We start from the raw sequence: 25509 nt of genomic DNA on the forward strand, positions 1-25509 counted from the left end.
AGATAGTTACCGAGAGAAAATAATTATAGCGACGATTAAGGTGAACACGCCAGAAAAGAAGGAGAGTGTACTATTTACTTTCTTTTGTTTCTGTTTTTCTTCTGCGCTCATGATGAAAGCCATAATAGATAAGGCGATGAGCATATAAGGCATTGTAATAAGCGCGTTTGTAAACATTCCGGATAGAGCGAGAGCGATGACGATAAGAGCGGATATAATGCGAAAGGTTTTTAGCATACTATTCTCCACCTTTTTCGTTTTTTTATTGTCCTCAAATGTATTACCTGTTCGAAAAAGAAAAATTGGTGAAAATAATCGTCAATAGGTGATTAAAAGTACATGTTACCTTTAGTGAAAGTAGGCCGATATTAAAACGAAGAACATAAGACTAGAAACGAAAAAATACGGGATACTCATTGATTTCCGTCCGGATTTCAGTTCATTAATTCCCATAAGAATAAAGAAACAACTGAAAGTAAATTGTATGTATGGGAGAATTGTGAAATTATCGGTAATAAGAGAATAAGTGCAAAGGGAGAGTATGAGGAGCATGAAAAGCATGAGAAAAATCCGTAATCTAGTTAGCATTGTATCCCTCCTTTCAATAGACTATTTAACGAAATAGTTCTGAGAATCCAAGCAGTAAAGCACCAGCTCCAGCCATGAAAGCAAGTATGCAGCTAGATTGTCTATGTTTTTTTATTTCTTCTACACCTATAGTGAAAGCCATAGCCCCTAAGAAAATGAACATGTAAGGCATAACGTCTCTGTTACCGCTAATAAAACTATAGGTTGCTATAGATAAAGCGATAAGTGAAAAAGTAATTCGAACTCCTTTTAACATAAAGGCCCCTCCTTCTATTTGATATAGGTAATGATGAGGACAATCCAAGAGAAAGTTCCAGCAGCAATACAAATAAATCCTGTTCCTGAATCCTTTTTCTTTATTTGTTCAATTGCGATGAGAAACATTAAAGCTCCTAATAGAAATTGTGAAAGTGGTAGAAAGTTATTTTGACCTGTATAGAGCCCAATTGCTGACATAATTATCACAGCGAGTGCGATTACAGTGCGGAGTATACGAAGCATACTATGAGTTCTCCTTATTATTTTTCGAGTAAGGATTATCTTCTGGCTTATCAATAGAATGTTTATAAGCGTAGCCTTTATTAATCGTCATGACGGAGAGTACTAGTATGACTAGGACGATGATAATACCGATAATTAATATTTTGAGCATGGAATCCCTCCTTTTCTTTATTTTACATAATTTTGTAATTGATGAAAACAATAGAAATTAAAAGGATGAAAGAAGGGTGTTACATGCAGCAGAAAAAAACATATTATATATCAATAGGAAATGGTCAAATTTCACAAGTGAAGACGGCGGATACGTATAATTTTGAGATTTCCGCAAGTGATGAGGAAATTACGGAGTTAAGAGAGTACTTTGATCAAGCATATGTAGAGGATTTAGGTTCATTTGTACGTTCTCACGTTCCATTTGTTGAGTATCATCACGATTCGAATAATGACCGATATGATGAACAACTACAAAAAGCATATAAAATGATTTACGATTTAGGTAATCATGAGACGAAAGAATTAGTCGCGCAAATGGGAATAATCAATGGATTGTAATTGGATAATATTATGCAGAAAAGCGAGAATATGCTACAATTTGTGGTAGGAAAAACTTGTAACCATCAATAGGGGAGTAATGGCATGTACAAATTTAAAGATTATTACCACAACACTGTACAATTATCGTTTGAACGTTATCCATTTTCTCCTGAGCCAAAGCATGTTTGGGTTGTATGCCGGTACGGGGATCAATGGTTATTAACGCATCATTTACGTCGCGGTCTTGAATTTCCAGGTGGTAAAGTAGAACTCGGGGAAACACCGGAAGAAGCGGCAGTTCGAGAAGTTCATGAGGAAACCGGCGGCATAGTTTCTGATTTAACTTACTTAGGACAATATAAAGTATCCGGAAAAGACAAAATAATCATTAAAAACATTTATTTTGCAACAATTAGTGCGGTAGAAGCACATACGCATTACGAAGAAACGAAAGGATCTGTTTTATTAACAGATATTCCTGATAACATTAAAACGGATAGAAAATTTAGCTTTATTATGCGCGACGATGTATTAGCGCGTACGATGAAACATATAGAAGAAATCGGCTGTTTTACGAAGTAAAGTGGCCGGTTTCTTTTTTTGTGTGTAAGAATAAATGTAAATATATCTTTATATTATTTTGGGTATATTATACAATTTTGTAAAGATATATTTACATTTTAGGAGGGGAAAGATGAATAAAGGAAAAGAAACGACTGTTACTGTTTCGATGGTTAAATTAAATTTCTATTCATGTTGTATAGCGTTCGCTCTGGCGATTGGAATTAGTTTTTTACATTCACTTCTTTCAGGTGGGGTTCAAGTTGAAATTACGTTACCAATCCTTTTTCTTTTTATTATCGCAATGATTGTTCTCATTTGTATTCATGAAGCGATACATTTAATAGGGTTTCGCTATATCGGAGGTGTTCCGTGGAGTGAACTAAAATGGGGCGTCAATTGGAAATTAGGTGTTGCATATGCTCATTCTAAACAGGTGATTACAGTAAAGCAAATGAAGAAAGTGTTAATGCTTCCGTTTTTACCAACTGGAATTTTACCAATTGTATTGGGATTAGCTATGAATTTTCAAGGACTCTCATTTTTAGGGATTCTACTAACAGCAGGTTGTATTGGTGACATTACCCTATATCAAAAGGTCTCAAAATTTCCAGACGATGCACTTGTTAAAGATCATCCGAGTAAACCGCAGTTTACAGTATATGAATAGTAAAGGTAGAGGAGGCGTTTTGAAAAATGGCCTCTTTTTTGTTTGTCAGCTTTTGTCGGTAAGTCGATATTCCTTGTCGAATCGCCGATAAATTCGAAAAATCGTCGACATAATTTCATTTACTATTATCTTACTCGTATATCTGCCTCTAAAAACGAAAGAACCTCTAATAAATCATCTACCACACGTGAATGTTCAAAGTCATCCCAAAATGAATCTCTCTTCCAAACGCCAAGAATCCCTACTTGTTCAGAACCAAGCACATCGTTTTCTGGATGATCTCCAACGTAAAGACATTCTTCTGCTTTAACATTTAGATTTTGCAAAGCACGTTCGAAAATTTCTCGGTGTGGTTTCTTAATTCCTTCCGTTTCTGAAACAAGAATTGTGTTTGTATACGTATGTATGTTTAGTGCTCGAAGGTTGTTCATTTGGAAATCAGTAAAGCCGTTTGTAATAATACCGATTTTTATATTTTGCTGCGTTAGTCGTTGAAGTAATTCATGCATGTTTGGGAAAGGAATGCAGTGATGTTGAAAGTTTGTAATGTAGTCATACAGCAGTTGCTCTGGTGTTAAAGTAGTAATGTTGTATTCGCAAAGGAGAGTAGCATATACTTTATCTTTCCACGTATATCCATTATTATCGAGTTCAAGAAAACGAGAGCAATACTCGGCTTGTTTAATGTTCGTAAAATGAAGGGAAAAGCGATTGTATTGGTCATGAATAAATCGCTCTAAAGATTGATGACGATCTAATAGTGTCCCATCCAAATCGAATAGTACCGCACGAATCATATGTAACCTCCTCAAAGTTTTTATAAATAATTATCGCATATTCATTGGAAAATGATTATCATATTTTTGTAGGCTGTAATGACGGAGGGGCAAATGAAAGAACTGTATGGAAAATTAGTTTGTTTTATCATTTCAATTGGCTTAGTAGCTGGATGTGATATGGTGGAGAAAACTTCGAAAAGAGAGAAAAAAGATGTGTGCGAAACGACAGAAGAATGCACACAAATAGGCGATAAGAAGCTTCAGAAAGTATATAAAAAGATAGATGGACTTTCAGAACTTGAAGTACTAGAGGATTATGATTTAGAAGGAAATTCAAGTAATGATATGAAAGAAGCGGAAATGAAAAAAGAGGATGATGAAAATTATTTCTTTTTAGCTTCTTATTATATTGATGGTGATGAAATTGTAGATCCTTATTTCGATAAACTAGATCGCAAACGATTGAATAAGGCTTTCGCTGAAGATAAAGAAGCGAAAGAAGAGGTGCTGATACAACGTCAAGATAGAGGGTATCAGCAGTCGTTATGGGATATGTACAGCACTCTTATTCCAGCTAAGTATCGTACTGACATAAAAGAGTTTGATATGGTAACAGATGGATACGATGGAATTGTGGCTCATGTTATGCCAAGTGTGGAGTATCCGAAAGAGTGGGTTCTTAGTTTAGATACGCTTGATTCTGCAGTAAATATTGATCAAGTGATGAAAACATTAATTCATGAGACGGCTCACGTATTGACACTGGGACATAAACAAATACCAGTAAATGAAAAGTACTTAAAGGCTTTTGAAGAAGATAAAGATATTTCATCATACCAAAATAAATGTAAATCTCTTTTCTTACAAGAAGGATGTGCGAAGGGGGGCTCTTATATAAATCAATTCCATAATTTGTTCTGGAAACCAATTGAACAGGAGTGGACAGAAAAGAAAGTGGAAGAAAGCGAAGAAGCTCAAATTGAATTCTTTAAGGAAAAGCATGATGAGTTTGTTTCACTGTATGGAACGACAAATGTAGCAGAGGATATCGCGGATACATTTACAGCGTTTATACTACAAGATTCAAAAAAGGTGAAAGAAGGATCAGAATTAAAATATAAAAAAATTGCCTTCTTCTATCAATTTCCTGAGCTTGTAAAAATGAGAGCGGAAGTGTTAGTAGGATTATATGATGTTTCGAAAACGATAGAACAACAAAGTGGACACGAAGGCGATTGATGTGTTCGATATATTTTAGCTAAGGGAAAACGTGAAGAATTTTACTTCTTTGCGTTTCTTTATGTTTATAAGATTGAAAATTCTGTCTTTTTTTAAAAAAGAAGAAGGAACTGAAGCTTTAAAATAGAATTAGTATAAAAATGTCACAAATTAGACACAATTATAATGCGCATATTATAGGGGCTATAAGTTTACTCTCGAGGAGGTAATGAAGCGTATGAAAACGATTCTTGCGGTTGCTGGTCTCATTTGGGTAATGTCTCACGGTTTTCCGATTTTTGAAGGAGAGCAAATTCGTAGTGCATTAAATAAAGAGTTTAATGATTATCATATTATTGACCGAAAAGATAATGTCGTTACAGTGCGTGTGAAAGATTGTTTCCATACAGTTACGGTTGCGAATGGAAACGTTACAAATGAATCAAAAATGTGCGATAAAAGATAAAAGAAAGAAGCTGACTTTGGCGTATCGCTCTAAGTCAGCTTTTTTTTCGTTTTCCGATAAGGAGTTTTTCAAACGCCTCGACAAATACATACATAAGAGTTGCGAGGACGCAAGTGAGCAATACACTGAGCAAGACGAGTGTGAAGTTAAAGACTTGGAATCCATAGCTAATTAAATAGCCAAGTCCTTGTTTAGAAACGAGGAGTTCTCCAAAAATAACACCGACCCATGATAAGCCAACATTCACTTTTAATGTTGAAATAATTGCAGGGAAAGATGAAGGGAGAATAACGTGCGTATAGCATTGCCATTTATTTGCGCCAAATGTGTCCATGACCTTTATATAGTTGGAATCGACTTCTTGAAATGCGCTGTAAATAACGAGAATGGTAATGATGATGGAAATGATTACTCCCATTGCGATAGAAGATGAAATGTTTGGACCAAAAATAACAATGATAATTGGACCGAGTGCAACTTTTGGCATTGCATTTAGGACAACGAGATAGGGATCAAGTACGCGGGCTAAAAGTGGCATCCACCAAAGGAAAGTAGCAATAATAGCTCCGAGTACAGTTCCGAGAATAAAACCTGCTCCGGTTTCCAGTAATGTCGTCCATATGTGAACCCAAAGTGAACCGTCAATCCATTTCGCTAAGAAGAGATCCCAAATGCTCGAAGGAGAGCTAAAGAGTAAAGGATCAATCCACTCCTTTTTACTAGCTATTTCCCATAGTGCAAAAAAGAGGATGAGCAGTAAAAGCTGTAAAGAACGTGCTAACCATGCGCGCCTGCGTTCTTTTTTCCGAAACTGTTCATGTAGTTGTTTTATATTATCCAAGTCGTTCCAACTCCTTCCATATTTCTTGGAAGAGGGATGGGAAGTCATGGTGGTGGCGTGCTTCTAACGGTGATAAGGAACGAATGCTTTCTGGGACGATGAACGTTTTTGCAATTTTTCCAGGGTTCGCCTGCAGTAAATAAATACGATCACTCATCGCGATTGCTTCTTCAATATCGTGTGTCACGAGTAGAGATGTTTTTTTATAGTTACGTAATAATGTGAAGACGAGATCTTCTAGTTTTAACTTTGTTTGATAATCGAGTGCGGAAAATGGTTCATCCAGCAATAAAATTTTTGGATCGGTCGCTAACGTTCGAACGAGTGCTGCACGTTGGCGCATACCGCCGGATAGTTCGCGAGGATATTGCTGTTCTATATCATGCAAACCGACTTGTTGCAAAAGCTTTAATGTATGTTCTTTCGTATATTCGTCATAAATCTTCCGAATATGAAGTCCGAGCATAATGTTTTCTTCAATTGTTTTCCATGGAAACAAGTAATCTTGCTGGAGCATATAGCCCATAGATGGGGTCTTAGTTGTAATCGGTTCACCATCTAAAAATACGATACCTTCAATTGGATCAAGTAGCCCTGCGATGATGGAGAGGAGTGTTGTTTTTCCGCAACCACTCGGACCAAGAATAGAAATAAACTCTCCTTCTTCTACTTGTAAACTCATATCTTCAAGAATAAGTTTGGCATTTTTTTTTGCAAAAAAGCAGTGAGAAACGTTACGTATTTGTAAAAAGCTCATACACTTCGCCTCTATTTCTTAATAACGCTTTCGGCAATTTTTGTATTGACGAGCGTTTCATGTGGAACTTCTTTTTGTAATTCCCCAGCTTCTTTCATAATCGTTTGGAGCTGTTTCCATTCAGAAGCATCTAATAATGGATTTGTCGCATAAGAATGTTGTTTTTTGTAGCGCTCAATTACTTTCACTGAAATGTCTTTTGAAGTGTCTTTAAATAGTGGTGAAACAGCATTGGCAATCTCTTCTGGACTATGAGTATCAACCCATTGCTGCGCTTTATATAGTGCGCGCGTGAATTTTTCAGCAGCAGCTTTATCTTTCTTTAAGAAACTTTCTTTTGCCATAAACGTTGTATACGGAACAGTGCCAGATTCAGCTCCAAAAGACGCGACGATATAACCTTTTCCCTCTTTTTCCAGTATACTTGCAGTCGGTTCAAAGAGCTGTACAAATTCTCCCGTACCAGATGAAAAGGCATTTGCAATATTAGCAAACTCAATATTTTGAATTAAGTTTGTATCTTTTTGTGGATCAATGCCATTTTTCTTTAAAACGTATTCTCCAACCATTTGTGGCATGCCGCCTTTACGCTGTCCTAAAAATGTAACGCCTTTTACGTCATTCCAATTAAAAGAATCTAATTTTTTACGAGAAACTAAAAATGTGCCATCTGTTTGTGTAAGTTGGGCAAAATTAATGACAGGATCTTTTGCTCCTTGTTGATGAACATAAATGGACGTTTCTGAACCAACAAGCGCAATATCAATTCCGCCGGATAAAAGGGTGGTCATCGTTTTATCTCCGCCAGCTGTTGTTTGTAAGTCAATATTTAAACCTTCATCTTTAAAAAATCCTTTTTCAATTCCAACATATAATGGTGCGTAGAAAAGAGAGTGGGTAACTTCGCCAACGCGAATTTTTTGATCTTGTTCTTTCGTACTATCCTTTGTACTACTACAAGCAACGAATGTGAAAACAGCTAGTAACATGATGCAAAAAACGGTTATTAATTTTTTCACTATATGACACCTCCTAGAAGTCAATCTACAAGCATAATATGTAGGTAAGTGCCCATATGTGAGTATAGATAGCAGGAATTTTTTGGGTAATAAAGAAGTACAAATATAAGGGGTGATAAAATGGAGTATGAATACGACGATAGCGTTCATTTACATCTTGATTATTTCGGAACTGAATGTGATATGGAATCGATTGCTTATAAGAGGAAGCATGAAGACGTGTGGGATGTGTATTTTAATTTTGGAGTATACGGTCTTCAGAAAGAGGAGATAGAGACAGGTCGGTTTATGGACGAATATGCTGGTTATTACGTTTTTTCTGTACATGCTCGTGATTTGAGCTGGGAATTTGGAAGTGCACAGTTTGAGGAATGGGTCTTGAAGAACCATATAGTAGAAAGAACGCTTCAAAAATAGGGAGGAATTTCGTGGTTGAATTTCTCATCTTATTGTTTATTTGCGTAACTGGAATTTACATCATGCAAGTGCTCATTTACCGATTTGCAAAGAAAAATATTCATAAATACAAAAGATTGAAATTGGTTCATATGTGGTTAGATATGACTATGAAAAAGGGTCCGAGATTAGATTTTTTTGATTTTGTACTTATAGTAATCGTAAGTATCATATGGAAATTATGGATGCTTCCTCTTGTATAGTAAACATACTAATCATTTCGACCTTTTCCCGTTCATAATAAATAAAGAAAAGAACCTGTCATATGACAGGTTCTTTTCTATAATAATAGTTTTCCAAAACTCGTGCCGACAAGTAAAACCGCACTTGCAAAAGTTATAGTAAAGATTATTTGTTTCTTTTTATAATTTAAAATGGTAATTGCTAAAAAAGAAAAGAGGATAAGGGTATGAGAAAACAATCCAAGTTCTAACGGCTTGTGAGAAGTAATTTGAATGAAGAATGGAACATATAGTATGAAATAAATAATGAGGAACATGATTTTTGGAAACGAGATTATATGTGTATTCATATTGCCCCCCTTTTTTTCAATTGTAGCATGTAGTGTTACATGGAAAATCCAATGAATACGACAAATTACGACAAATGGGTTCATACATATTTGTTATTCTATTAAAGGTCATTATTTGTAATGTATATATAGGAGGATTTTTTAATGTTAAAGAAATTATTATTATTTGTACTTACGGGCTTATGTGTAGTTGTTTTAACAGCTTGTAAAGATGAAGAGGACAAGCTGAAGGCAACGGAAGAACAGAAAATAGATGAGAAGAAAACAGAAGAGGAAAGTAAACAAGAAGAACAACAAAAGGCAGCGGAGGAAAAGCGTAAGCAAGAAGAACAGCAAAGAGTAGAAGAAGAAAAGCATAAGCAGGAAGAGCAGCAAAGAGTAGAAGAAGAAAAGCGTAAGCAAGAAGAACAGCAAAAAGTAGAAGAAGAAAAGCGTAAGCAAGAAGAGCAAAGACGTGTACAAGAGCAGCAGAAGATTCAGCAACAACAGTCTGCACAACAAGAGAGAACACAGAAACAAGAAAAAACAACACAAGCAACGGTTGGGAAGCCGACAAGATCACAAATTTCGGTCGGTTCCCATGTAGTTATTCAATTAGATAAAGATTATAGTAAAACTGTGAGCGGTGTTGTGAAAGATATTTTAACAAATACTGAAACACATACGTACGGAATTAAAGTTCGATTACAAGATGGACAAATTGGTCGTGTTCAAAGTGTTGGATAAATAAAAAAGGGGTCGTCCATCTTTGGACGACCTCTTTTTTATTATGCTTGGCTAGTGCGGAAAAATGGAAGCTTCTGCACAGCGTAAACTAACCCATATGCAAGAATTAAGCACATAAGAGGGTTAATGAAAAATCCGTAGCGATTAATTGCTAAGAATAAGTTAGAGAAGATGATGTAAATAATAGAACTTGCTACTAGCATCATAACGCGTTTATGTTTAAATGAATTTAGCATGAAGCAGAAGCTGCTCAAGAATGTACCGATGATAAAGACTCTATGACACATTTGTATAAAGTTATGAATACGGTATTGGTCTACAGCAGGAGCTGTTTTGAATAATTCAATTGTTTTACCGACAGTGAACCAAGAGAACCAATATGTGAAGTCCGTTTTAAATCCATTTTTGATTAAATCTTTTGCGTATGCCTCTTTATCATCTAAGCCCTGGGCTTTCATTTGATTAACTACATTTTCATAGCCAATTTTGTTAAATGGATCTGCACCGGCAATTAATGGGTCTGCACCTTGCGTTGAGAATAAGATAAATTGATTGAATGCTAAATAGTTACGAACAACCCAGGCCCCGATAATAAGGAACGGACCAATAAGCCATAATAATCCAATTCGAATGGAGTCTTTAAATCCATATGTGAACAAGACGACCAGGACAGGAATAAGCATCATTGGAGCTGGATTTGGACGGAACATAAGTAAAATAGCAACAACAATTCCAAACCATATATGGAATTTTGTTTTATTGTATTTCCATGCGAGAACAAATACATACACGCTTAACGATAATAAGAATATTGAAGGAACTTCTGTTAGTAATGTACGGAAGTATGTATAGTTACTTGGGTAAATAGCATATAAAATACTTGCGACAATTCCATAAATATTTTTTTCAAATAACTCTTTTCCTATTAAGAATACTAATAACACTGTGCCGAGGTTCAGTATCATATTAATGACAGTTGCCACGTAATAGTAAGGAAGTGATGTAACATCGGAAATAATCATGGCGCCAGCTAATAATAGCGGCTGACCTGGTGTGATGTATGCATTTTTTCCAGGCACTTCACTAGGTTCTAAATAAACATAGCCAAATACACCATGTTTTAATAATTGTTCGGCTGTTAACGAATAGTTAAAGGCATCATTTGCGCCATATGTTACTTTGACTAACTCTCCATCTAATCCTGGCTGTTTTACTAGACAAAAAACGTGCAGTAGGAAAGAAAGCGCCAAAATTGCATATACCGCTTTAGGTAGATTTTTAAACTTATTTAGCAAAAATGAGCATCCCCTTTTTTATTATTTCTTTCGTATTTTCATGATAAAACCCTAATAGTATTAAGGTTTTCCAAAACATAGTTATTATATCATAAAGTGGAATGAAGGAATTTAGGTTTTTAAGAATAAATAGTTTATATCCCAAAATTCACCTATTTATTAAGGGAGAATTAAGAAACTACAGTTATAGTAGAATCCAGTGTGAAGACGAAATGCATGAAAGTATGTTATCTTAATAGGAACTGTTTTTACGGTGCGGGGTGAAATTAATAAACAGAAAAGAGGGAATGAATTGAGGGATAATTTTTCATTTCATCAGCCAAGAAGAAGTATATTAATTTCAGCGGTTTTAAGTGGTTTAGTAACCTTATATGTAGTACCCACACTTTTCTTGATTTTAAAATATTTTAGTTTAGATACGATGAAAGATATGTTAAATCAAAAAATTGTCTTAAGTATAATGACAATTTTGATGTGGATTGTACTATTGTATGTTGCGTATTTGAATAAAGATATAGTTAATAAGTTTAAACCGATTATTAGGATTTATATTAGAATGTTTTTAGTAGCGCATGTGGTTACTTTGCTTTTTATTTTCATGCAAAATAATATGAATCTCGTAAATACACTGAATTGGATTTACAATTATAACGCACAGTTTATATTTAGCTTAATTGTAATTTATGCGATATATGTTTTGGTGTATAACGTGCTTGGGAAAGTTTTTTTGAGTACTCTTTTGACAAGCATTTTGCTAATCATTTTGGCTATTGTAAATCACTTCAAAATTGTTTTTAGGGGAGACCCACTATATCCTTCTGATTTTACACAGATTGGACATATGCAATCTGTTATACCAATGGTGATGGATTATTTTAGTTGGGGTTATATTCTTCTCGTTATTGTAAGTGTTGTTGTCTGTATTTTGGCGGGTATGTATGTGAGGAAGTATATTCAAAATGTAAAAGTTCATGCAGGCGTACGAGTTCTATTTATAATAGGATCCGTTTTTATTTTATATGTGTATTGTAATTTTACGAATACGTTTATGAATAAATGGTTTCAAAAGTCAGGTATAGAGTTTGTTTTGTGGGATCAAAATGAAAATTATGCTTCGAATGGTTTTGTGTTAGGCTTTATAAGTAATCTAGATACAACAGTTATTGAAAAGCCGAAAGAGTATTCAAAAGAAAATATGCTTCAAATAGCAAATGACATAAAGAAACAATATGGTAGCAACATAGGGGCGCAGAAACAAAAAGAGAAACCAAATATTATTTTTGTAATGAGTGAATCGTTTTGGGATCCAACGAAATTAACGAATCTTTCCTTTAGTGAAGATCCTTTACCGAATTTACATCATTATATAGAAAGTTTTCCGGGTGGACAAACTATTTCGCCGGCATTTGGAGGAAATACTGCGAACGTTGAATTTGAGGCGTTAACGAGTTATTCAATGAGTTTGTTAAAACCTGGATCTATACCATATCAGCAAGTCGTTACAAATAAGATAGAAATTCCATCTATTCCTCGAGCGTTGAAAAAAGAAGGGTATTACACAAGCGCTATTCATTCGTTCGGTCGCTCATTCTTTAAACGTGATGATGTATATAAAGTATTAGGATTTGATAAGTTTAATGCACAAGATACGATGGAAAATGTAGAAGTTGATGGAGATTATATTAGCGATTTATCTATGAGTAAAGAGATAATAGCTGAATTAGAGAAGCAAAAGAAACCTACTTTTATTCATGCAGTTACAATGCAAAATCATTTTCCATTTACAGAAGGAAGATTTGGCGAAAATCAAATAGAGATTAGTGGTTTAGAAAATGAAGAATCGAAGGCTGAATTGGAGACTTATACAGAAGGTTTAAGACGTTCAGATGAAGCTCTTCAATATTTAATAGAGGAGCTAGATAATTTAGATAGACCTACATTATTAGTATTCTTTGGGGACCATCTCCCATCACTAGGAACAAATAAATCTCTTTATAAAGAGAATGGTTATATAACGAATGAAAAAACGCCAAGTGAACGATTAGCGATGGCGCAAACGCCATTATTAATGTATGCAAATTTTAATATACCAAATGACAATTTAGGTTTAGTAAGTCCAATTTATTTTTCAAATCTTGTCCTTGATTATGCTGGATTAAATAAGGTACCGTTCTATCAATTTTTATCGAAGTTATATGAAGAAATTCCCGTACTTCGTGACGAATTGAAGATAGGAAAAGACGGAGAAGTAATAAAAAGTTTAACAGCGAAACAAAAAGAAATGTTAAAGCAATATGAGTTTATTCAATATGACTTACTCGCCGGAAAGCAATATAGTAAGGATATATTATTTAAATAAGCGAAAAAAAGAACTTGTATACGATACAAGTTCTTTTTTCATAGTATTTAACGGGGTAACCAGACAAGCTGGGTTTAGGGAGTATTACTTGTACATTTAGTATAAATTAAAATAGAATCGTTTTATTAATTGATTTGTGAGAAGTGTGTGAATTTTTCGTTTAGTATATAATTGGATGATTTGTTTAATGCGTAAAAAACTCTTTAAAATAGCTAAGAGTTTTTTTATTTAGGTATATATTAAAATTTCAGAAAAATCAGTTATAATTAAACTGTATGGCAATTTAAAAAAAAGAGGTGGAATATTGAAGAGTTTTTGGGGCGAGAAAATAACAGAATTTATCATTAGTATCGCAGTTATTCTTACTGTGAGCTATGTACCATTCTATTTGTTTCTAGGAAATAAGCTTGATTTTATTACATATTTACAGAGGTTAGCTTCTCCAAAGGAGATTGCACATATTGATACGAACACTATGCAGTCAATTCCCTTTTTTGAACGAATTATTGAACCGTATACGTATTCTATGACTATTCTTTTTGTCGCTACTTGTTTAACAATTATCCTTTCAATTGGCCTTTCATTTGTATACTTATTAGTTTCTTCTAAAGTTAAAAAGTGGATTGAGAGTTGTTTAATTTTAATAGAATCAGTTCCAGATTTGTTATTAATTTTTAGTTTGCAATTATTTGTTGTATGGATTTATAAACAGACAGGATATCGCTTCGTTACTATTTATGCGTTTAATGATGAACGCGCATATGTCTTACCTATTCTTTGTATGACGATTGTTCCAACTCTTCATTTTTTCCGTGTTATCGTTTTATTTTTAATGGAAGAGAAGAATAAGCCTTATGTGGAATTTGCTCGTGCAAAAGGATTTAGTAATAAATATATACTGTATGTTCATTTATTACGTAATATTATGTACCATCTATTAAATCACTTACAGCCGCTGTTTTTATTCATGATTTCAAGCCTTTTAATGGTAGAGGGAGCTTTTAATATTACGGGATATATGTCTTTCTTAATAAGGGCGGGCTCTTTAAATCCTTTAACGATGGCATGGTGGATTCTTTTATTATTTGTACCATTCTATATTTTATTTGCCATTATACATTACCGAGTGAATCGTATTACAGGAGGGGCTTCTCATGATATATAGAAACTTTCGCTCCAAACGTTTTGTGTGTGGTGTTCTTTTCTTTATAGGGATTGTTGTAATTAGTTATCTTATTACATGGTTTGGTAAGGATTTATATATGAGTAAGACAATCTGGCTAAAAGATGCGAATGGGGATGTTGTTGCTGCAGCTCCGTTTAGTCCGCTTACAATATCACCACTTGGTACAGATCGTAACGGTTTTAATTTATTTTTTCAATTACTAGTAGGTGCAAAGTTTACAATTTTATTTGTATTTGGTGTATGTGTTGTTCAAGTGTTTCTAGGCACTATATTAGGTGTAGCGTTAGCGCATGCACCATCTATATTACAAAATTTATTTCAAAAAGTATGTAAAGTGTATTTCTTTATTCCGACAGTGCTATGGGCGATCTTGTGGATGTTTCCAATCATGTTGCACAGCCAATTAACTGGATTTAATATGGATATTATCATAAAGCAGTTTACTGTTCTTTGTTTTGCACTGTTGCCAGCTGTTATTCTTTATGTGAATCAAGAAATTAATTTATTTATGAAAAATGAGTTTGTTACAACTTCGAAAATATTAGGAGCTTCAAAGTTTCGGATTATTAGAAAGCATATATGGTTGTATTTAAAAGAAATTCTTGTCGTTCTTTTTTTACAGCAGTTTGTTCAATTATTTACGTTATTAATTCATTTGTCGTTCTTTGGGATTTTAATTGGAGGACGAGGTGTAGATTATGATACGGGGAAACCATACTCACTTACGAATGAATGGGCGGGTTTAATTGGTCTATACAAAAATGAATTTTTAGCAGCACCATGGATTGTCATTGCACCACTACTATTCTTTACTGTTTCTATATTCGTTTTACATATGATGATTAAAGGGATAAAGAAAGAGCAAGGTAGTAGTCTATATTCTATGTATAAAAAGACAAAGAAAGAGCCATATGAACAAAGACAGGAAAAGAAGGAAATAGATAAATCATTGTTCATTCCGGTGTCTTCTAAATCGATAGAAAAAGGTAGTTAAGGAAAAGAATTTGCCGTAAGGGCAAATTCTTTTTTTATTGTAAAGTAACTATGAATTTAAAAATTTAATAAGTTCTTTATTTAACTCATCCGCTTGATCGATAGGAGAACCATGACCGCTATTTGTAAGAGGGTATATTTCAGAGTTTTTAATTCGCTCTTTTGTTAGTTCAGCGCTTTTATAAGGAATGAGTTGATCGTGAACACCGTGGAATATTTTTGTTGGGACGTTAATTTTACTTAAGTCCTTCGTTACGTCTTCGTTTGCAGCGGCTTGCAAAATTTTGATGAGAGCATAGGAAGCGGACTGCATACCGAGATAAGAAAACCATTCTAACGTAGCGGCTCCTAAGTTTCTATTAAAAAATGATAAAGATACATCATTTAGAAATTTAGGAAAATTTACATACATTTGATTAATAAGGGTATCCGCTTGTTCTTTCGGTACGCCGTAAGGGGATTGTTGATTTTTTACGAAAGAGGGGGAGACAGCATCGATTAATGCAAGTTTAGAAATATGGCGACCGTTATATCGTGACATGTATCGAATAGAAAGAGCACCGCCGACTGAGAAACCAACTAACGTAGCATTTTCTATTTGAAGTGCTTCTAATACAATTGCGATATCGTCAGCTAAACGATCATATGTGTAACCGGTCCATGGTTTATCAGATTGCCCGTTTCCACGAATGTCCATGGCGACGCAGCGGAACCCGTGCTGTGGTAAAACATTGAATTGATATTGAAACATTTGGTGATTCAAAGGCCATCCGTGTACGAAGAAAACAGTTTTACTGTCAGGACCTGGATTCGTATCTTGCACAAAAATATGTACATCTTTTTCCACTGTAACGAACATGATAGATTCTCCTCATGCGTTTTAGTATGCTCTTTCCCAAAAGCGCTGTTTTGTCATTGCCTGAATAAATTCATTCGCAAGTAGAGTAGGGTTTTGTTCAGTTATAACGCCAGGCTTCTCTTCGATATTTAACGATTGAATAATAGTAGTTCCATTTTGGAAAGCACCAATTGGTTTAAAGTGATTATATGATTCCACGACAAATGAACTTGCTATATTAAGAAAATGATCATCAAGATTTCCACCAATAAGAAATAGCCCGTCATAAAGAAGCGGTGATCCTGTTAAGAAGGTATCATTCACTTCCCACTGTACATTTTGTGTTCCTTGCACTATACCTAATCGTTCGGAAATAATTACTGGCTGAAGACCGACTTGTTTGAATTGCTGTAGCATAGATTGTGCGTTTTGCCCGTCATACCCGTTTGCAACAATGACACCTACTCGTAATGTACTGGGACTAAATGTTGTATTCGCCATACTGAGTGCTGGAGATGATTTTGTGACATTGGATTCTTGAACATTTCGTACTGTCGCCCCGACTGCTTCTGCGACTAAAGTAGCCAATTCTGTACTAATATGACCAATCATACTTACGACTTGTTGGCGAACGGATTTACTTTTTACTTTTCCTAATTCAAAGGAGAAGGCTTGCATGATATGGATTTTTTCGACGTGACTCATACTATTCCAAAATAAGCGGGCTTGTGAGAAGTGGTCTTTAAAACTTGCAGCTGTTTCTCTCGTTTTATGCCCAGATATAGTAGAAGGATATGTAACAAATCCACCCTTTGTTCCGGGGACAGTATAAGGAGAATTATTAGCTAAGGAGTTATTATGGTAAGCGACTTTCCCTTTATCAATTATATATTTAGAAGCACCATCTCTTTGGTTGTTATGAAACGGGCATATCGGACGATTAATCGGTAATTCTTGATAGTTTGTACCGACACGCGCCAATTGTGTATCTGTATAAGAAAAGAGCCTACCTTGTAAGAGAGGATCATTTGTAAAATCAATACCACGGACAATGCTTCCAGGATGCAGTGCGACTTGTTCTGTTTCAGCAAATACGTTATCAACGTTCCGATTTAATGTCATTTTTCCGATGATTTTAACAGGGAAGTCTTCTTCCGGCCAAATTTTTGTTGCATCTAATATATCGAAATCGTATTTAAATTCATCCTCTTCTTCTAAAATTTGAACGCCAAGTTCATACTCAGGGTAGTTTCCAGCATTAATATTTTCCCATAAATCACGGCGATGATAATCTGGATCAGCACCGCCTAGTTTTTGGGCTTCATCCCAAATTAACGAGTGAACACCAAGCTTAGGCTTCCAGTGGAATTTTACGAATCGGGACTTTCCATGCATATTAACTAAGCGAAATGTATGAACGCCGAATCCTTGCATCATTCGAAAACTTCTCGGAATTGAGCGATCCGACATAATCCACATCATCATCGCAGCTGATTCTTGATTATTGGCGATAAAGTCCCAAAAAGTATCATGTGCTGTTTGTCCCTGGGGTATCTCATTATGTGGCTCGGGTTTAAGAGCATGAATAAGATCCGGAAATTTAATGCCATCTTGAATGAAGAAAATTGGGATATTGTTTCCTACTAAATCGAAATTTCCTTCTTCTGTATAAAATTTAACAGCAAACCCTCGTACATCTCGGTTCGTTTCATTTGCACCTTTTGATCCAGCAACTTCGGAAAAACGAATAAAAATAGGTGTCTTTTTAGATGGGTCTTGTAAAAAATGAGCCAGTGTTAAGTCTTCTAAAGATTCATATAGCTCAAAAACACCATGTGCTCCGTAACCACGGGCATGAACGACTCTTTCAGGAATTCGTTCACGGTCAAAATGAGCGAGTTTTTCTCGCATAAGGAAATCTTCTAAAAGTGTAGGACCACGATCGCCGACGGTTAAAGAGTTTTCATCATTTGAAATTTTGACCCCCGTATTCGTGGTCATCTCTTTTCCTTCATTGTTTTTCGTAAAGGATTGTAACTGTTCTATCTTCTTATTTTCCCGACTATCCATATAAAGCACCTCCCATACTATACGTATTATTCTTCATGGTTTTTATGCTTACATATGGTCTGGAGAAGTATATTATCTATGGATTGATTTTCCTCATTTGTTCAATTTATCTTTGTTTGTCTATGAAAATCATTTATTATAATAAATGGTATTCTTTTGAAGGGGTGTTGAAGTGGAAGAGAGTTTTCTATCAGTTAAAGAAGAAAAGACAAACGCTAAGATCTTCTTATGGGTAATACATGTTATTTTAATTGCATATGAGGTTACATATACGATTATAATAGAAGATACAATGCCTTTAGGGAATTGGCATAAAGTGATATGGAAGCTTGCATATATTATGGCTATATTAGGTATTAGTGTTTACTTATTTGAGAGAGGAAAAGCATATTTAGTTAAATATACATATTTATTTGCATACATGATCGCAGAGATTTTTAATATTGGATGGTATACCTTTCATAATACAATAGCATTTGATGAAGGGAATGTAATTGAATTTGTTTTCATTTTCTTCGTACCAATATTTTTGAGTAAAAGATATTTATTTATCTTAGCGCCATTTCTTATAGGGAAATATATGATATACCTATTTGTATTTGGAGAACTTAACTTGTTTATATCTCTTGTTATCAATATGTTGTTGCTTGTTGTGTCATTTATTATTTTAAATCGATTTTTACAATATCTTTCAGCAGTAAAGGGACGTATTGCAGAGGCAAGTCAGTCACAAAAATTGGCGGTTATCGGAAAAATGGCAGCGACAGTTGGGCATGAAATTAAAAATCCACTTGCTTCATTAAAAGGGTTTACGCAATTACAAAAAGAGAAACACGAAAAAGATGCGACATATGGACAAATGATTCTTGAAATAGAAAATATGAATAACATGATTAGCGAATTAATGGAGATTGCTACATGTAAACCTTCTGTTTATGAAAAACACATTGTAAGTGATGTTTTAGTACAAGCAGTAGAAAATATGCGCGAAAAAATGGACGAGTTAAATATAAATTGCACCTTTAATGAAGAGAAAAATAGAAGTGAAATTGAATGTGATAAACGCAAATTAAAAGGAGTATTTTTGTATGTTATTAAAAATGCTTTAGAGGCAATGGAACATGGTGGAACATTAAAAATACAAGTTGAAAATAAAAAAAGAGATTACGTAATAGTAAGTATAGTAGATAGTGGCTTTGGGATAAAAAAGGATAATTTAGGAAGAGTTAAGAATGCTTTTTATACAACAAAGCAAGATAGAATTGGATTAGGTCTTACGGTAGCAGAGCGGATTATTACGGAGCATCTTGGAGAATTACATATTTCTAGTGAAGTAAAAAAGGGAACGAGAGTAGAAATACTGCTCCCGAAAAAACGTAAGCGCAATGTGACACAAGATTAAGAGGGCTTGTTAAAGGAGTTATCATATGGAAAAAGGCAATATATTTGAAAAAGAAGAGATAAAGGCGTTAAAAATATTTTTAAGCTTATTCTTCTTTATATTTTTTGCGTATGATTTTTCTGAAAAGGCTATGGTCCTTTTATCAGATGAAAATCAAAAACTAGCAGATGTTTTTAGAGAAGGCTTAGGTCTATGGCTATATATTTTGATGATTGGATTATTCCTTGTCGGACTTTATATTATAAAATTGGAAAAGCCGTATATTGTGAAGTATATTATTTTAATTGGCTATAATATATTGGATTTTATTAATAACTTCATTATTTATTACGGAAGTGATGCGGAATTTGATAGCGGGAATATAGTAGAAGGATTCTTTATTTTATTTGCACCGATATTTGTGAATAAGAGGTACTTTTGGTTAGTTGCTGGAACTATTGTTGGAAAATATGTACTTATGGGATTCGTTGTTCAATCCTTTATCGTTCTTATCCCAATAGCATTATACAGCGCGTTTGTTATTATATGTTGGATTATATTTTTAAGATTCCAATCTTACGTTCGTACACTTGAAATGATGGACAAAGAAATACAAAAGGTAGAAAAATTAGCGATGGTTGGAAAAATGGCAACAGTAATAGGCGATAAGATTAGAAGACCGTTAGAGAAATTGAAAAAACTTGTGAAGAAGCAAGCAAAAAAACATCCAGAAGATAAGATTTATAGTGAAATTATGAGACAGGAAATAGAGCGAATTCATACAATAGCTACAGAACTCAGTGGGTTTGAGAAGTCTAAATCGGTCGAGTCAGAAACTCATAATATTAAAGACATTATCTCTTATGTTATCAGGGTTATGGAAAAGCCAGCTGTAGAACAAGGGATAAAAATGCATGCTATTTATAGTAAAGATATCCCTTCAATTACATGCGATGAAAAACGATTGAAACAAGTATTTTTTAATTTAATAAAAAATGCGATTGAAGCAATGTCAGTTGGCGGAACTATTACTGTGAAAGTTAGAGTGAAAGATGTAATCATTGTGCAAATTATAGATGAGGGATGCGGCATTCCAAAAGATAAAATCCCGAAGCTAAATGAAGCTTTTTACACAACGAAAGAAACTGGAACAGGCTTAGGATTAGTAGTTACGGAAAATATTATTAAAGATCACCACGGTAAATTGAGCTTTGAAAGTGAAGTTGGAGTTGGAACGACTGTTGAGATTATGTTGCCGATTTAATGATAGTGTAAGAGATAAATAGAAAACATCACTTAATCAAAAGTGATGTTTTTTTGATTCATCTTGCGTTAAGATCCAATTGGTTTAACCAATAACCAGTAGGGAAGGGATCCCCCTACTGATTAAAGTTTTTTCTATAGAGTACAGTTTAAATAGAGGTAATTAGAAAAATGGAGTATATAGCACTGTCAGTAATCCCAGGGCTAATATAAAGGCATAATGCGTCTCCTCTTGAAACTGGATTTCCAGTTGTTGTACTAGTCCAAATAACAGTGGCGGGTCCTGGTAAAGGGGTAGGGTCATACACTTGAACTAGCTGTGATCCAACGTCTGAAGGAGTAATAGTAAATGTGATTGTTCCAGTGATTTTAGCCGTAGTGGTAAAGGTAATAGTAGATATAACGTGATTAGAGGTAGGGGCGGAAAGGTTTGTTGGAACATTAGTGCAGATTTGAATTGTATAAACTTCTATAGGCAAATTATTTACATTTATAGATGCAGAAAAACCAGCTATATTTCCAGATCCAGCAACTACATAAGGAATAATATTGGAATCAACTGCTGGAGCACCTGCTATACGTTGAAATTCAGCGTTAGTTCCTTGGAAAAGGATGCTTTTTGCTGAACTGCTACCAGCAGGTCCAGTGATACCGGTAGGTCCAGTGCCGCCGGTAGTCCCGGTACTTCCGATAGATCCAGTGCTCCCGGTAGTCCCGGTGTTTCCAGTAGGTCCAGTACTTCCGGTAGTCCCAGTGATGCCGGTAGTCCCGGTGTTTCCAGTAGTCCCAGTAATGCCGGTAGGTCCAGTGATGCCGGTAGGTCCAGTAATGCCAGTAGTCCCGGTGTTTCCAGTAGGTCCAGTACTTCCGGTAGTCCCAGTGATGCCAGTAGATCCAGTGATGCCAGTAATGCCAGTACTTCCGGTAGTCCCAGTGATGCCGGTAGTCCCGGTGATGCCAGTAGATCCAGTGATGCCAGTAGGTCCAGTACTTCCGGTAGTCCCAGTGATGCCGGTAGTCCCGGTGTTTCCAGTAGGTCCAGTACTTCCGGTAGTCCCAGTGATGCCGGTAGGTCCAGTATCTCCAGTAGGTCCGCCTTCGACTAATACTATATAATCTGGGGATACATGTGGAAATCCTTGAGGTGCATCTTTTTGTGCTACGTAACCACTACCTGTATAGGTAACAACTTGTCCAGCTTTATAGGTAGGTGCATTAGCTAGACTAAATGTAGTGGTACCCTGTAAGCCCGCACCAGTGGGGCCAGTAATACCAATAGCACCAGTGCTTCCAGTAGGTCCAGTAGGCCCAGTAATACCAGTAGCACCAGTAGGCCCTGTTCCGCCAATGTTGCGTCTACCGTCACAACTAAAGCAATTGTGTCGATACATAGTTGTTTATTCTCCTTTTTATATTTTTTAAATCGAACTAATATATATATATTATACATTGTACATTTTGGTTCGGTTGTCATTTATATATAGGTTATAAGATGAATTCTAAGGATATTTATGTTGGTCGTTATTTGGATGAGAGTTTCATTTTTAGAAATCTAGTGTTTAATAAAACAATTGAATATAGATGGCGAAGAAACAATATACATAGGCGACTCAATATATGACTTTTAATGTGCAAAAAAGGATGGGGCAAAATTTTATTTTGCATTATGGAGAGCAAAGAGAAGGAAAGGGTTTGAAGGGGCTGATCATGTTTTTTTAAGTGACGTATGAAATTTTAATTGTAGTAAAGAGAGGTAGCTAAAGTAAGATACCTCTTTAAAAATTATAACCACCATTTTTCCTGCGACAACAAAGTAATATTCACATCAAAATTCTCTTTAAACCAATCATACATCAATGTCTCTTTCACTAAATATTCAGAGGCAGAGTGTGATACACCGATGAGTGACATATTTGTTTTTGTAACGTAATCCATAATGAGCGAGTACTTATGTCTTCCGTAATCATTATCAATGTGACAATGGATTTCTCCTGCAATATATGCTTCAGCTCCTTTTTCTTCTGCTTCTTTCATTAAAGATACGACATCGCCACATCCAGCGATAATTGCAATTTTCTTGATGGAATCATGTTGTTTACCTTCGAAGTCTGTATACGGAATGTTGAAGAGTTTTTTTAGATGTTTCTGAAGTTTTTCTGTTGATGTTTCATCTATTTCACAAATGAGTCCGACTGGCTCGTTTTCTGGGCCACCGTAAGCAAATCCGTCAATTACATTAGCGTTTAATGCTTTTGCAATTGAGATGCTAGTTCCATATGTTTGATGAAAATCCATTGGAACGTGACATGTATATATAGAAAGTTGTTTCTCTTTCATTGCATGCAAATATTTTTGTGGAATTGGAATAAAGCCTCGCCCTGATTTTCCGAGCGGATCACCGCATTCCATCACAAGTGGATGGTGCATAAAGAGTAAATCGCCTGGTATGGATTGTGCAATAAATTTTTCAAGAACATCATCTGTTGGGAAGACAGCTAAAAATACTGTGTTTACATTTTCAGCACCTCGTATCATAAGACCGTTAAATAGCTCCACAAAATTTGCTTCGAAAAATTGTTGCCATGGGAACTGAGTCGAATCATATGCACCTGGAATGAAGCGACTAAAGGCACTGTCTTTTCCGTATTTTTTAATTTGGAATAAATGATTAAGTGATTGTTCTATTTCTTTTAAGGCTGGCATGTTTTGTTCTCCTTTTTTCAGTAATTATTATTTTTTCATAGCAAAATAAGAAGCGGATAGGAAGCACAAAAAACCTAGAATCCAACCGATAGAAGGAGAATAGGGAAGCATATGTTGTAATACCATTCCGCTAGAAATAAAAAAGCTACCGAGTAGACCTAAGAAAGTGGGATATCGCTGTAGTTTGAACATCAGTGATACAACCTCCGTTATCGTGCACTAACTGCCCGTAAAAGCCTAATTGGCGAGGGCTAATAATCAGAGGGGGATGGATACCCCTCCTGATTAAAGTTTCACTTTATCACATATATTGTATAGTAGTCTCAATTTTCTGTATATAAGATTTAAGAAAAATGGTGGTACAATATATAAATGATAAGAGAAGAGAGGATGTAGGTTCACACATGTACGTTACTGTAACAGAGGCAGCATATAAAAAGATTATGGATACGATTCCAAGTGAAACGAAATATATAAAGTTATTTTATGATAATGAAGGTTGCGGTTGTGTCATGAGTGGAATTATTGATTTAGTAGCCGTTTCAGAAAAAGATGAGCGCGATGTAGATATCGAATCAAGCGTACTAAACTTTATTGCAGACCGCACAAAGCTTGTATTTATGGATGATAAGTTAACAGTTGATTGGCATGAAGGTGGAGGGACTTTTCAGCTGAAGAGCCCAAGCCAGTTTTATAATCCAAATATGAAGTTACATGTTCGAGTATAATGAAGAGAGAGGGAGTGTATAATATGCTCCTTTTTCTTATGGATTTTTTCACATAATGAAATGTACATATGATTGAATTTTCTGTATAATTTTATTTGCGGAGGGGGTTGCGCATGAAAAGATGGGGGATTGAGTTATTAATTTTAAGTGTCGTTATTATTTGGGGGATTAATTTTACGATTGCGAAATATGGACTTTTAGAATTTACAGCAATTGAGTTTACTGCACTTCGGATGATATCGGCGGCACCGCTTATGTTACTCCTTACATTTTTTATTGAAAAGTCGGTTTATATGGAGCGAAAGGATATACCTAGATTAATCATCGTTAGCGTTGTAGGTATTGTACTGTATCAAACATTATTTATGGAAACTGTCAAATATACATCCGCTACAAATGCCTCTTTACTCATTTCTATTTCACCTATCTTTACAACTGTATTTGCGATTTTTTTGAAACAAGAAAAGTTTTCTTCTCGAAAGTTAATCGGTTCAATGATTGCCTTTTTTGGTGTAGCATTAGTTTTAGTAGCAGGGCATTCACTTGCTAGTTCTTTTTATGGAAATGGAATTGGGCTAATTACATCGATATGCTGGGGGCTTTATCCTGTTTTAGCAGGACCATTAATTAAAAAATATTCAGCACTACGTGTTACTGCATGGTCTGCACTAGTTGGTGCGATTCCGCTCTTATTGTTAAGTGGTCCACATGTATTTTTAATGCCATTTCACATTACGCACGGAATGACACTATTTGCTTTACTATATTCTATTTTCTTTGTAACAGTATTTGGTTTAGTGATGTGGTATGTTGGCATTCAAAAAATTGGAGCATCACATACGATGGTATATATGTATATTACGCCGCTCGTTGCTGTCTTATTTGCGGCCATATGGGCAAATGAATATGTATCGTTTCAACAAATAATCGGTGGAATTATTATTTTCTTCGGTCTATGGTTTGTGAAATCGGAGAAAGTAAAAGTACATTCTACTGCGGGAGAACTTATATCAAAATAGGAAAACAGATCACCTATGATCTGCTT

Annotated in this window: 29 protein-coding genes; 15 read left to right on the forward strand and 14 right to left on the reverse strand. The window is 35.0% G+C overall.

The window, feature by feature from the left end; genetic code table 11:
* Nucleotides 1-6: 6 nt before the first annotated feature.
* From SJY24_RS06315 to ytzI, 4 genes are all read right to left on the reverse strand, one after another.
* Nucleotides 7-237, reverse strand: coding sequence for a DUF3953 domain-containing protein (locus tag SJY24_RS06315; RefSeq protein WP_044737489.1), 231 nt, complete (start codon nucleotides 235-237; stop codon nucleotides 7-9).
* A gap of 376 nt (nucleotides 238-613) precedes the next feature.
* Nucleotides 614-844, reverse strand: a complete 231-nt coding sequence (locus tag SJY24_RS06320; RefSeq protein ID WP_377864089.1) for a YczI family protein — start codon at nucleotides 842-844, stop codon at nucleotides 614-616.
* Nucleotides 845-858: 14 nt separating this feature from the next.
* A complete protein-coding gene (locus SJY24_RS06325) occupies nucleotides 859-1089 on the reverse strand; it encodes a DUF3953 domain-containing protein (protein WP_377864090.1) in 231 nt (76 codons plus the stop codon).
* Nucleotide 1090: 1 nt separating this feature from the next.
* The gene (ytzI, locus tag SJY24_RS06330; RefSeq protein WP_377864091.1) at nucleotides 1091-1240 is read right to left on the reverse strand and encodes a YtzI protein; all 150 of its coding nucleotides are present in this window, start codon (nucleotides 1238-1240) and stop codon (nucleotides 1091-1093) included.
* A gap of 83 nt (nucleotides 1241-1323) precedes the next feature.
* Between ytzI and SJY24_RS06335 the strand changes: the two genes are divergently transcribed.
* From SJY24_RS06335 to SJY24_RS06345, 3 genes are all read left to right on the forward strand, one after another.
* The gene (locus tag SJY24_RS06335) at nucleotides 1324-1641 is read left to right on the forward strand and encodes a hydrolase (RefSeq protein ID WP_377864092.1); all 318 of its coding nucleotides are present in this window, start codon (nucleotides 1324-1326) and stop codon (nucleotides 1639-1641) included.
* A gap of 84 nt (nucleotides 1642-1725) precedes the next feature.
* Nucleotides 1726-2205, forward strand: a complete 480-nt coding sequence (mutTA, locus tag SJY24_RS06340; protein WP_000276383.1) for an antimutator 8-oxo-(dGTP/GTP)ase — start codon at nucleotides 1726-1728, stop codon at nucleotides 2203-2205.
* A gap of 112 nt (nucleotides 2206-2317) precedes the next feature.
* Nucleotides 2318-2854 (forward strand): DUF3267 domain-containing protein, encoded by a 537-nt coding sequence (locus tag SJY24_RS06345; RefSeq protein WP_377864093.1) that lies wholly within the window; start codon nucleotides 2318-2320, stop codon nucleotides 2852-2854.
* 125 nt (nucleotides 2855-2979) lie between these two features.
* Here the strand turns inward: SJY24_RS06345 and SJY24_RS06350 are convergent, their stop codons facing one another.
* On the reverse strand, nucleotides 2980-3651 hold the full coding sequence (locus SJY24_RS06350) for an HAD family hydrolase (RefSeq protein ID WP_377864094.1): 672 nt from the start codon (nucleotides 3649-3651) through the stop codon (nucleotides 2980-2982).
* A 93-nt stretch (nucleotides 3652-3744) separates the two neighbouring features.
* On the opposite strand from SJY24_RS06350, the gene SJY24_RS06355 reads away from it, so the two are divergent.
* Complete coding sequence (locus tag SJY24_RS06355) at nucleotides 3745-4872, forward strand: recombinase family protein (protein WP_377864096.1); 1128 nt, start codon at nucleotides 3745-3747, stop codon at nucleotides 4870-4872.
* A 217-nt stretch (nucleotides 4873-5089) separates the two neighbouring features.
* On the forward strand, nucleotides 5090-5317 hold the full coding sequence (locus SJY24_RS06360) for a hypothetical protein (RefSeq protein WP_000849114.1): 228 nt from the start codon (nucleotides 5090-5092) through the stop codon (nucleotides 5315-5317).
* A gap of 34 nt (nucleotides 5318-5351) precedes the next feature.
* Here the strand turns inward: SJY24_RS06360 and SJY24_RS06365 are convergent, their stop codons facing one another.
* Genes SJY24_RS06365 through SJY24_RS06375 form a run of 3 tightly spaced genes read right to left on the reverse strand, consistent with a single transcriptional unit; the run spans nucleotide 5352 to nucleotide 7934 of the window.
* Entirely contained in the window at nucleotides 5352-6158 is an 807-nt protein-coding gene (locus SJY24_RS06365) for an ABC transporter permease (protein ID WP_377864097.1), read from the reverse strand.
* Nucleotides 6151-6915: an ABC transporter ATP-binding protein gene (locus SJY24_RS06370; protein ID WP_128856553.1), complete on the reverse strand. Its 765-nt coding sequence runs from the start codon at nucleotides 6913-6915 to the stop codon at nucleotides 6151-6153. Before SJY24_RS06370 ends, SJY24_RS06365 begins: the two co-directional genes overlap by 8 nt.
* An 11-nt stretch (nucleotides 6916-6926) precedes the next feature.
* A complete protein-coding gene (locus SJY24_RS06375; protein ID WP_377864098.1) occupies nucleotides 6927-7934 on the reverse strand; it encodes an ABC transporter substrate-binding protein in 1008 nt (335 codons plus the stop codon).
* 120 nt (nucleotides 7935-8054) lie between these two features.
* Between SJY24_RS06375 and SJY24_RS06380 the strand changes: the two genes are divergently transcribed.
* Both SJY24_RS06380 and SJY24_RS06385 read left to right on the forward strand, forming a co-directional pair.
* On the forward strand, nucleotides 8055-8351 hold the full coding sequence (locus SJY24_RS06380) for a DUF3986 family protein (RefSeq protein WP_098889425.1): 297 nt from the start codon (nucleotides 8055-8057) through the stop codon (nucleotides 8349-8351).
* A gap of 11 nt (nucleotides 8352-8362) precedes the next feature.
* The gene (locus SJY24_RS06385) at nucleotides 8363-8593 is read left to right on the forward strand and encodes a hypothetical protein (protein ID WP_377864099.1); all 231 of its coding nucleotides are present in this window, start codon (nucleotides 8363-8365) and stop codon (nucleotides 8591-8593) included.
* 77 nt (nucleotides 8594-8670) lie between these two features.
* Here the strand turns inward: SJY24_RS06385 and SJY24_RS06390 are convergent, their stop codons facing one another.
* On the reverse strand, nucleotides 8671-8922 hold the full coding sequence (locus SJY24_RS06390; RefSeq protein WP_377864100.1) for a hypothetical protein: 252 nt from the start codon (nucleotides 8920-8922) through the stop codon (nucleotides 8671-8673).
* Nucleotides 8923-9066: 144 nt separating this feature from the next.
* Here SJY24_RS06390 and SJY24_RS06395 point away from each other — a divergent pair, with 144 nt between their 5' ends.
* Nucleotides 9067-9648, forward strand: a complete 582-nt coding sequence (locus SJY24_RS06395) for a YwbE family protein (RefSeq protein WP_377864101.1) — start codon at nucleotides 9067-9069, stop codon at nucleotides 9646-9648.
* A gap of 41 nt (nucleotides 9649-9689) precedes the next feature.
* Here the strand turns inward: SJY24_RS06395 and SJY24_RS06400 are convergent, their stop codons facing one another.
* Nucleotides 9690-10943: a glycosyltransferase family 39 protein gene (locus tag SJY24_RS06400; protein ID WP_000932533.1), complete on the reverse strand. Its 1254-nt coding sequence runs from the start codon at nucleotides 10941-10943 to the stop codon at nucleotides 9690-9692.
* Between the two features lie 292 nt (nucleotides 10944-11235).
* Here SJY24_RS06400 and SJY24_RS06405 point away from each other — a divergent pair, with 292 nt between their 5' ends.
* From SJY24_RS06405 to SJY24_RS06415, 3 genes are all read left to right on the forward strand, one after another.
* Nucleotides 11236-13302, forward strand: a complete 2067-nt coding sequence (locus SJY24_RS06405; RefSeq protein ID WP_377864102.1) for an LTA synthase family protein — start codon at nucleotides 11236-11238, stop codon at nucleotides 13300-13302.
* A 304-nt stretch (nucleotides 13303-13606) separates the two neighbouring features.
* Nucleotides 13607-14467 (forward strand): ABC transporter permease subunit, encoded by an 861-nt coding sequence (locus SJY24_RS06410; RefSeq protein ID WP_377864103.1) that lies wholly within the window; start codon nucleotides 13607-13609, stop codon nucleotides 14465-14467.
* Nucleotides 14457-15482 carry an ABC transporter permease subunit gene (locus SJY24_RS06415; RefSeq protein ID WP_377864104.1) on the forward strand — a complete coding sequence of 342 codons (1026 nt, stop codon included), beginning with the start codon at nucleotides 14457-14459 and terminating at the stop codon, nucleotides 15480-15482. The genes SJY24_RS06410 and SJY24_RS06415 overlap by 11 nt, the downstream gene beginning before the upstream one ends.
* A gap of 48 nt (nucleotides 15483-15530) precedes the next feature.
* Here SJY24_RS06415 and SJY24_RS06420 read toward each other — a convergent pair whose 3' ends face one another.
* Together SJY24_RS06420 and SJY24_RS06425 are read right to left on the reverse strand one after the other, a co-directional pair.
* Nucleotides 15531-16340: an alpha/beta fold hydrolase gene (locus SJY24_RS06420; protein ID WP_377864105.1), complete on the reverse strand. Its 810-nt coding sequence runs from the start codon at nucleotides 16338-16340 to the stop codon at nucleotides 15531-15533.
* Nucleotides 16341-16361: 21 nt separating this feature from the next.
* A complete protein-coding gene (locus SJY24_RS06425) occupies nucleotides 16362-18389 on the reverse strand; it encodes a catalase (protein WP_377864106.1) in 2028 nt (675 codons plus the stop codon).
* Between the two features lie 172 nt (nucleotides 18390-18561).
* Here SJY24_RS06425 and SJY24_RS06430 point away from each other — a divergent pair, with 172 nt between their 5' ends.
* Both SJY24_RS06430 and SJY24_RS06435 read left to right on the forward strand, forming a co-directional pair.
* Nucleotides 18562-19791, forward strand: coding sequence for an ATP-binding protein (locus tag SJY24_RS06430; protein WP_377864107.1), 1230 nt, complete (start codon nucleotides 18562-18564; stop codon nucleotides 19789-19791).
* Nucleotides 19792-19816: 25 nt separating this feature from the next.
* Nucleotides 19817-21034 (forward strand): ATP-binding protein, encoded by a 1218-nt coding sequence (locus SJY24_RS06435; protein ID WP_377864108.1) that lies wholly within the window; start codon nucleotides 19817-19819, stop codon nucleotides 21032-21034.
* Nucleotides 21035-21182: 148 nt separating this feature from the next.
* On the opposite strand, the gene SJY24_RS06440 is transcribed toward SJY24_RS06435, so the two are convergent.
* Together SJY24_RS06440 and SJY24_RS06445 are read right to left on the reverse strand one after the other, a co-directional pair.
* Nucleotides 21183-22424 (reverse strand): collagen-like protein, encoded by a 1242-nt coding sequence (locus tag SJY24_RS06440; RefSeq protein WP_377864109.1) that lies wholly within the window; start codon nucleotides 22422-22424, stop codon nucleotides 21183-21185.
* A 391-nt stretch (nucleotides 22425-22815) separates the two neighbouring features.
* Complete coding sequence (locus SJY24_RS06445) at nucleotides 22816-23736, reverse strand: Nif3-like dinuclear metal center hexameric protein (protein ID WP_377864110.1); 921 nt, start codon at nucleotides 23734-23736, stop codon at nucleotides 22816-22818.
* Between the two features lie 404 nt (nucleotides 23737-24140).
* Here SJY24_RS06445 and SJY24_RS06450 point away from each other — a divergent pair, with 404 nt between their 5' ends.
* Complete coding sequence (locus SJY24_RS06450; protein WP_000289574.1) at nucleotides 24141-24464, forward strand: iron-sulfur cluster biosynthesis family protein; 324 nt, start codon at nucleotides 24141-24143, stop codon at nucleotides 24462-24464.
* Nucleotides 24465-24577: 113 nt separating this feature from the next.
* Complete coding sequence (locus SJY24_RS06455) at nucleotides 24578-25483, forward strand: DMT family transporter (RefSeq protein ID WP_377864111.1); 906 nt, start codon at nucleotides 24578-24580, stop codon at nucleotides 25481-25483.
* Nucleotides 25484-25509 lie beyond the last annotated feature (26 nt).

Source organism: Bacillus sp. R86525, from assembly GCF_042466195.1.
Taxonomy (GTDB): Bacteria; Bacillota; Bacilli; order Bacillales; family Bacillaceae_G; genus Bacillus_A; species Bacillus_A nitratireducens.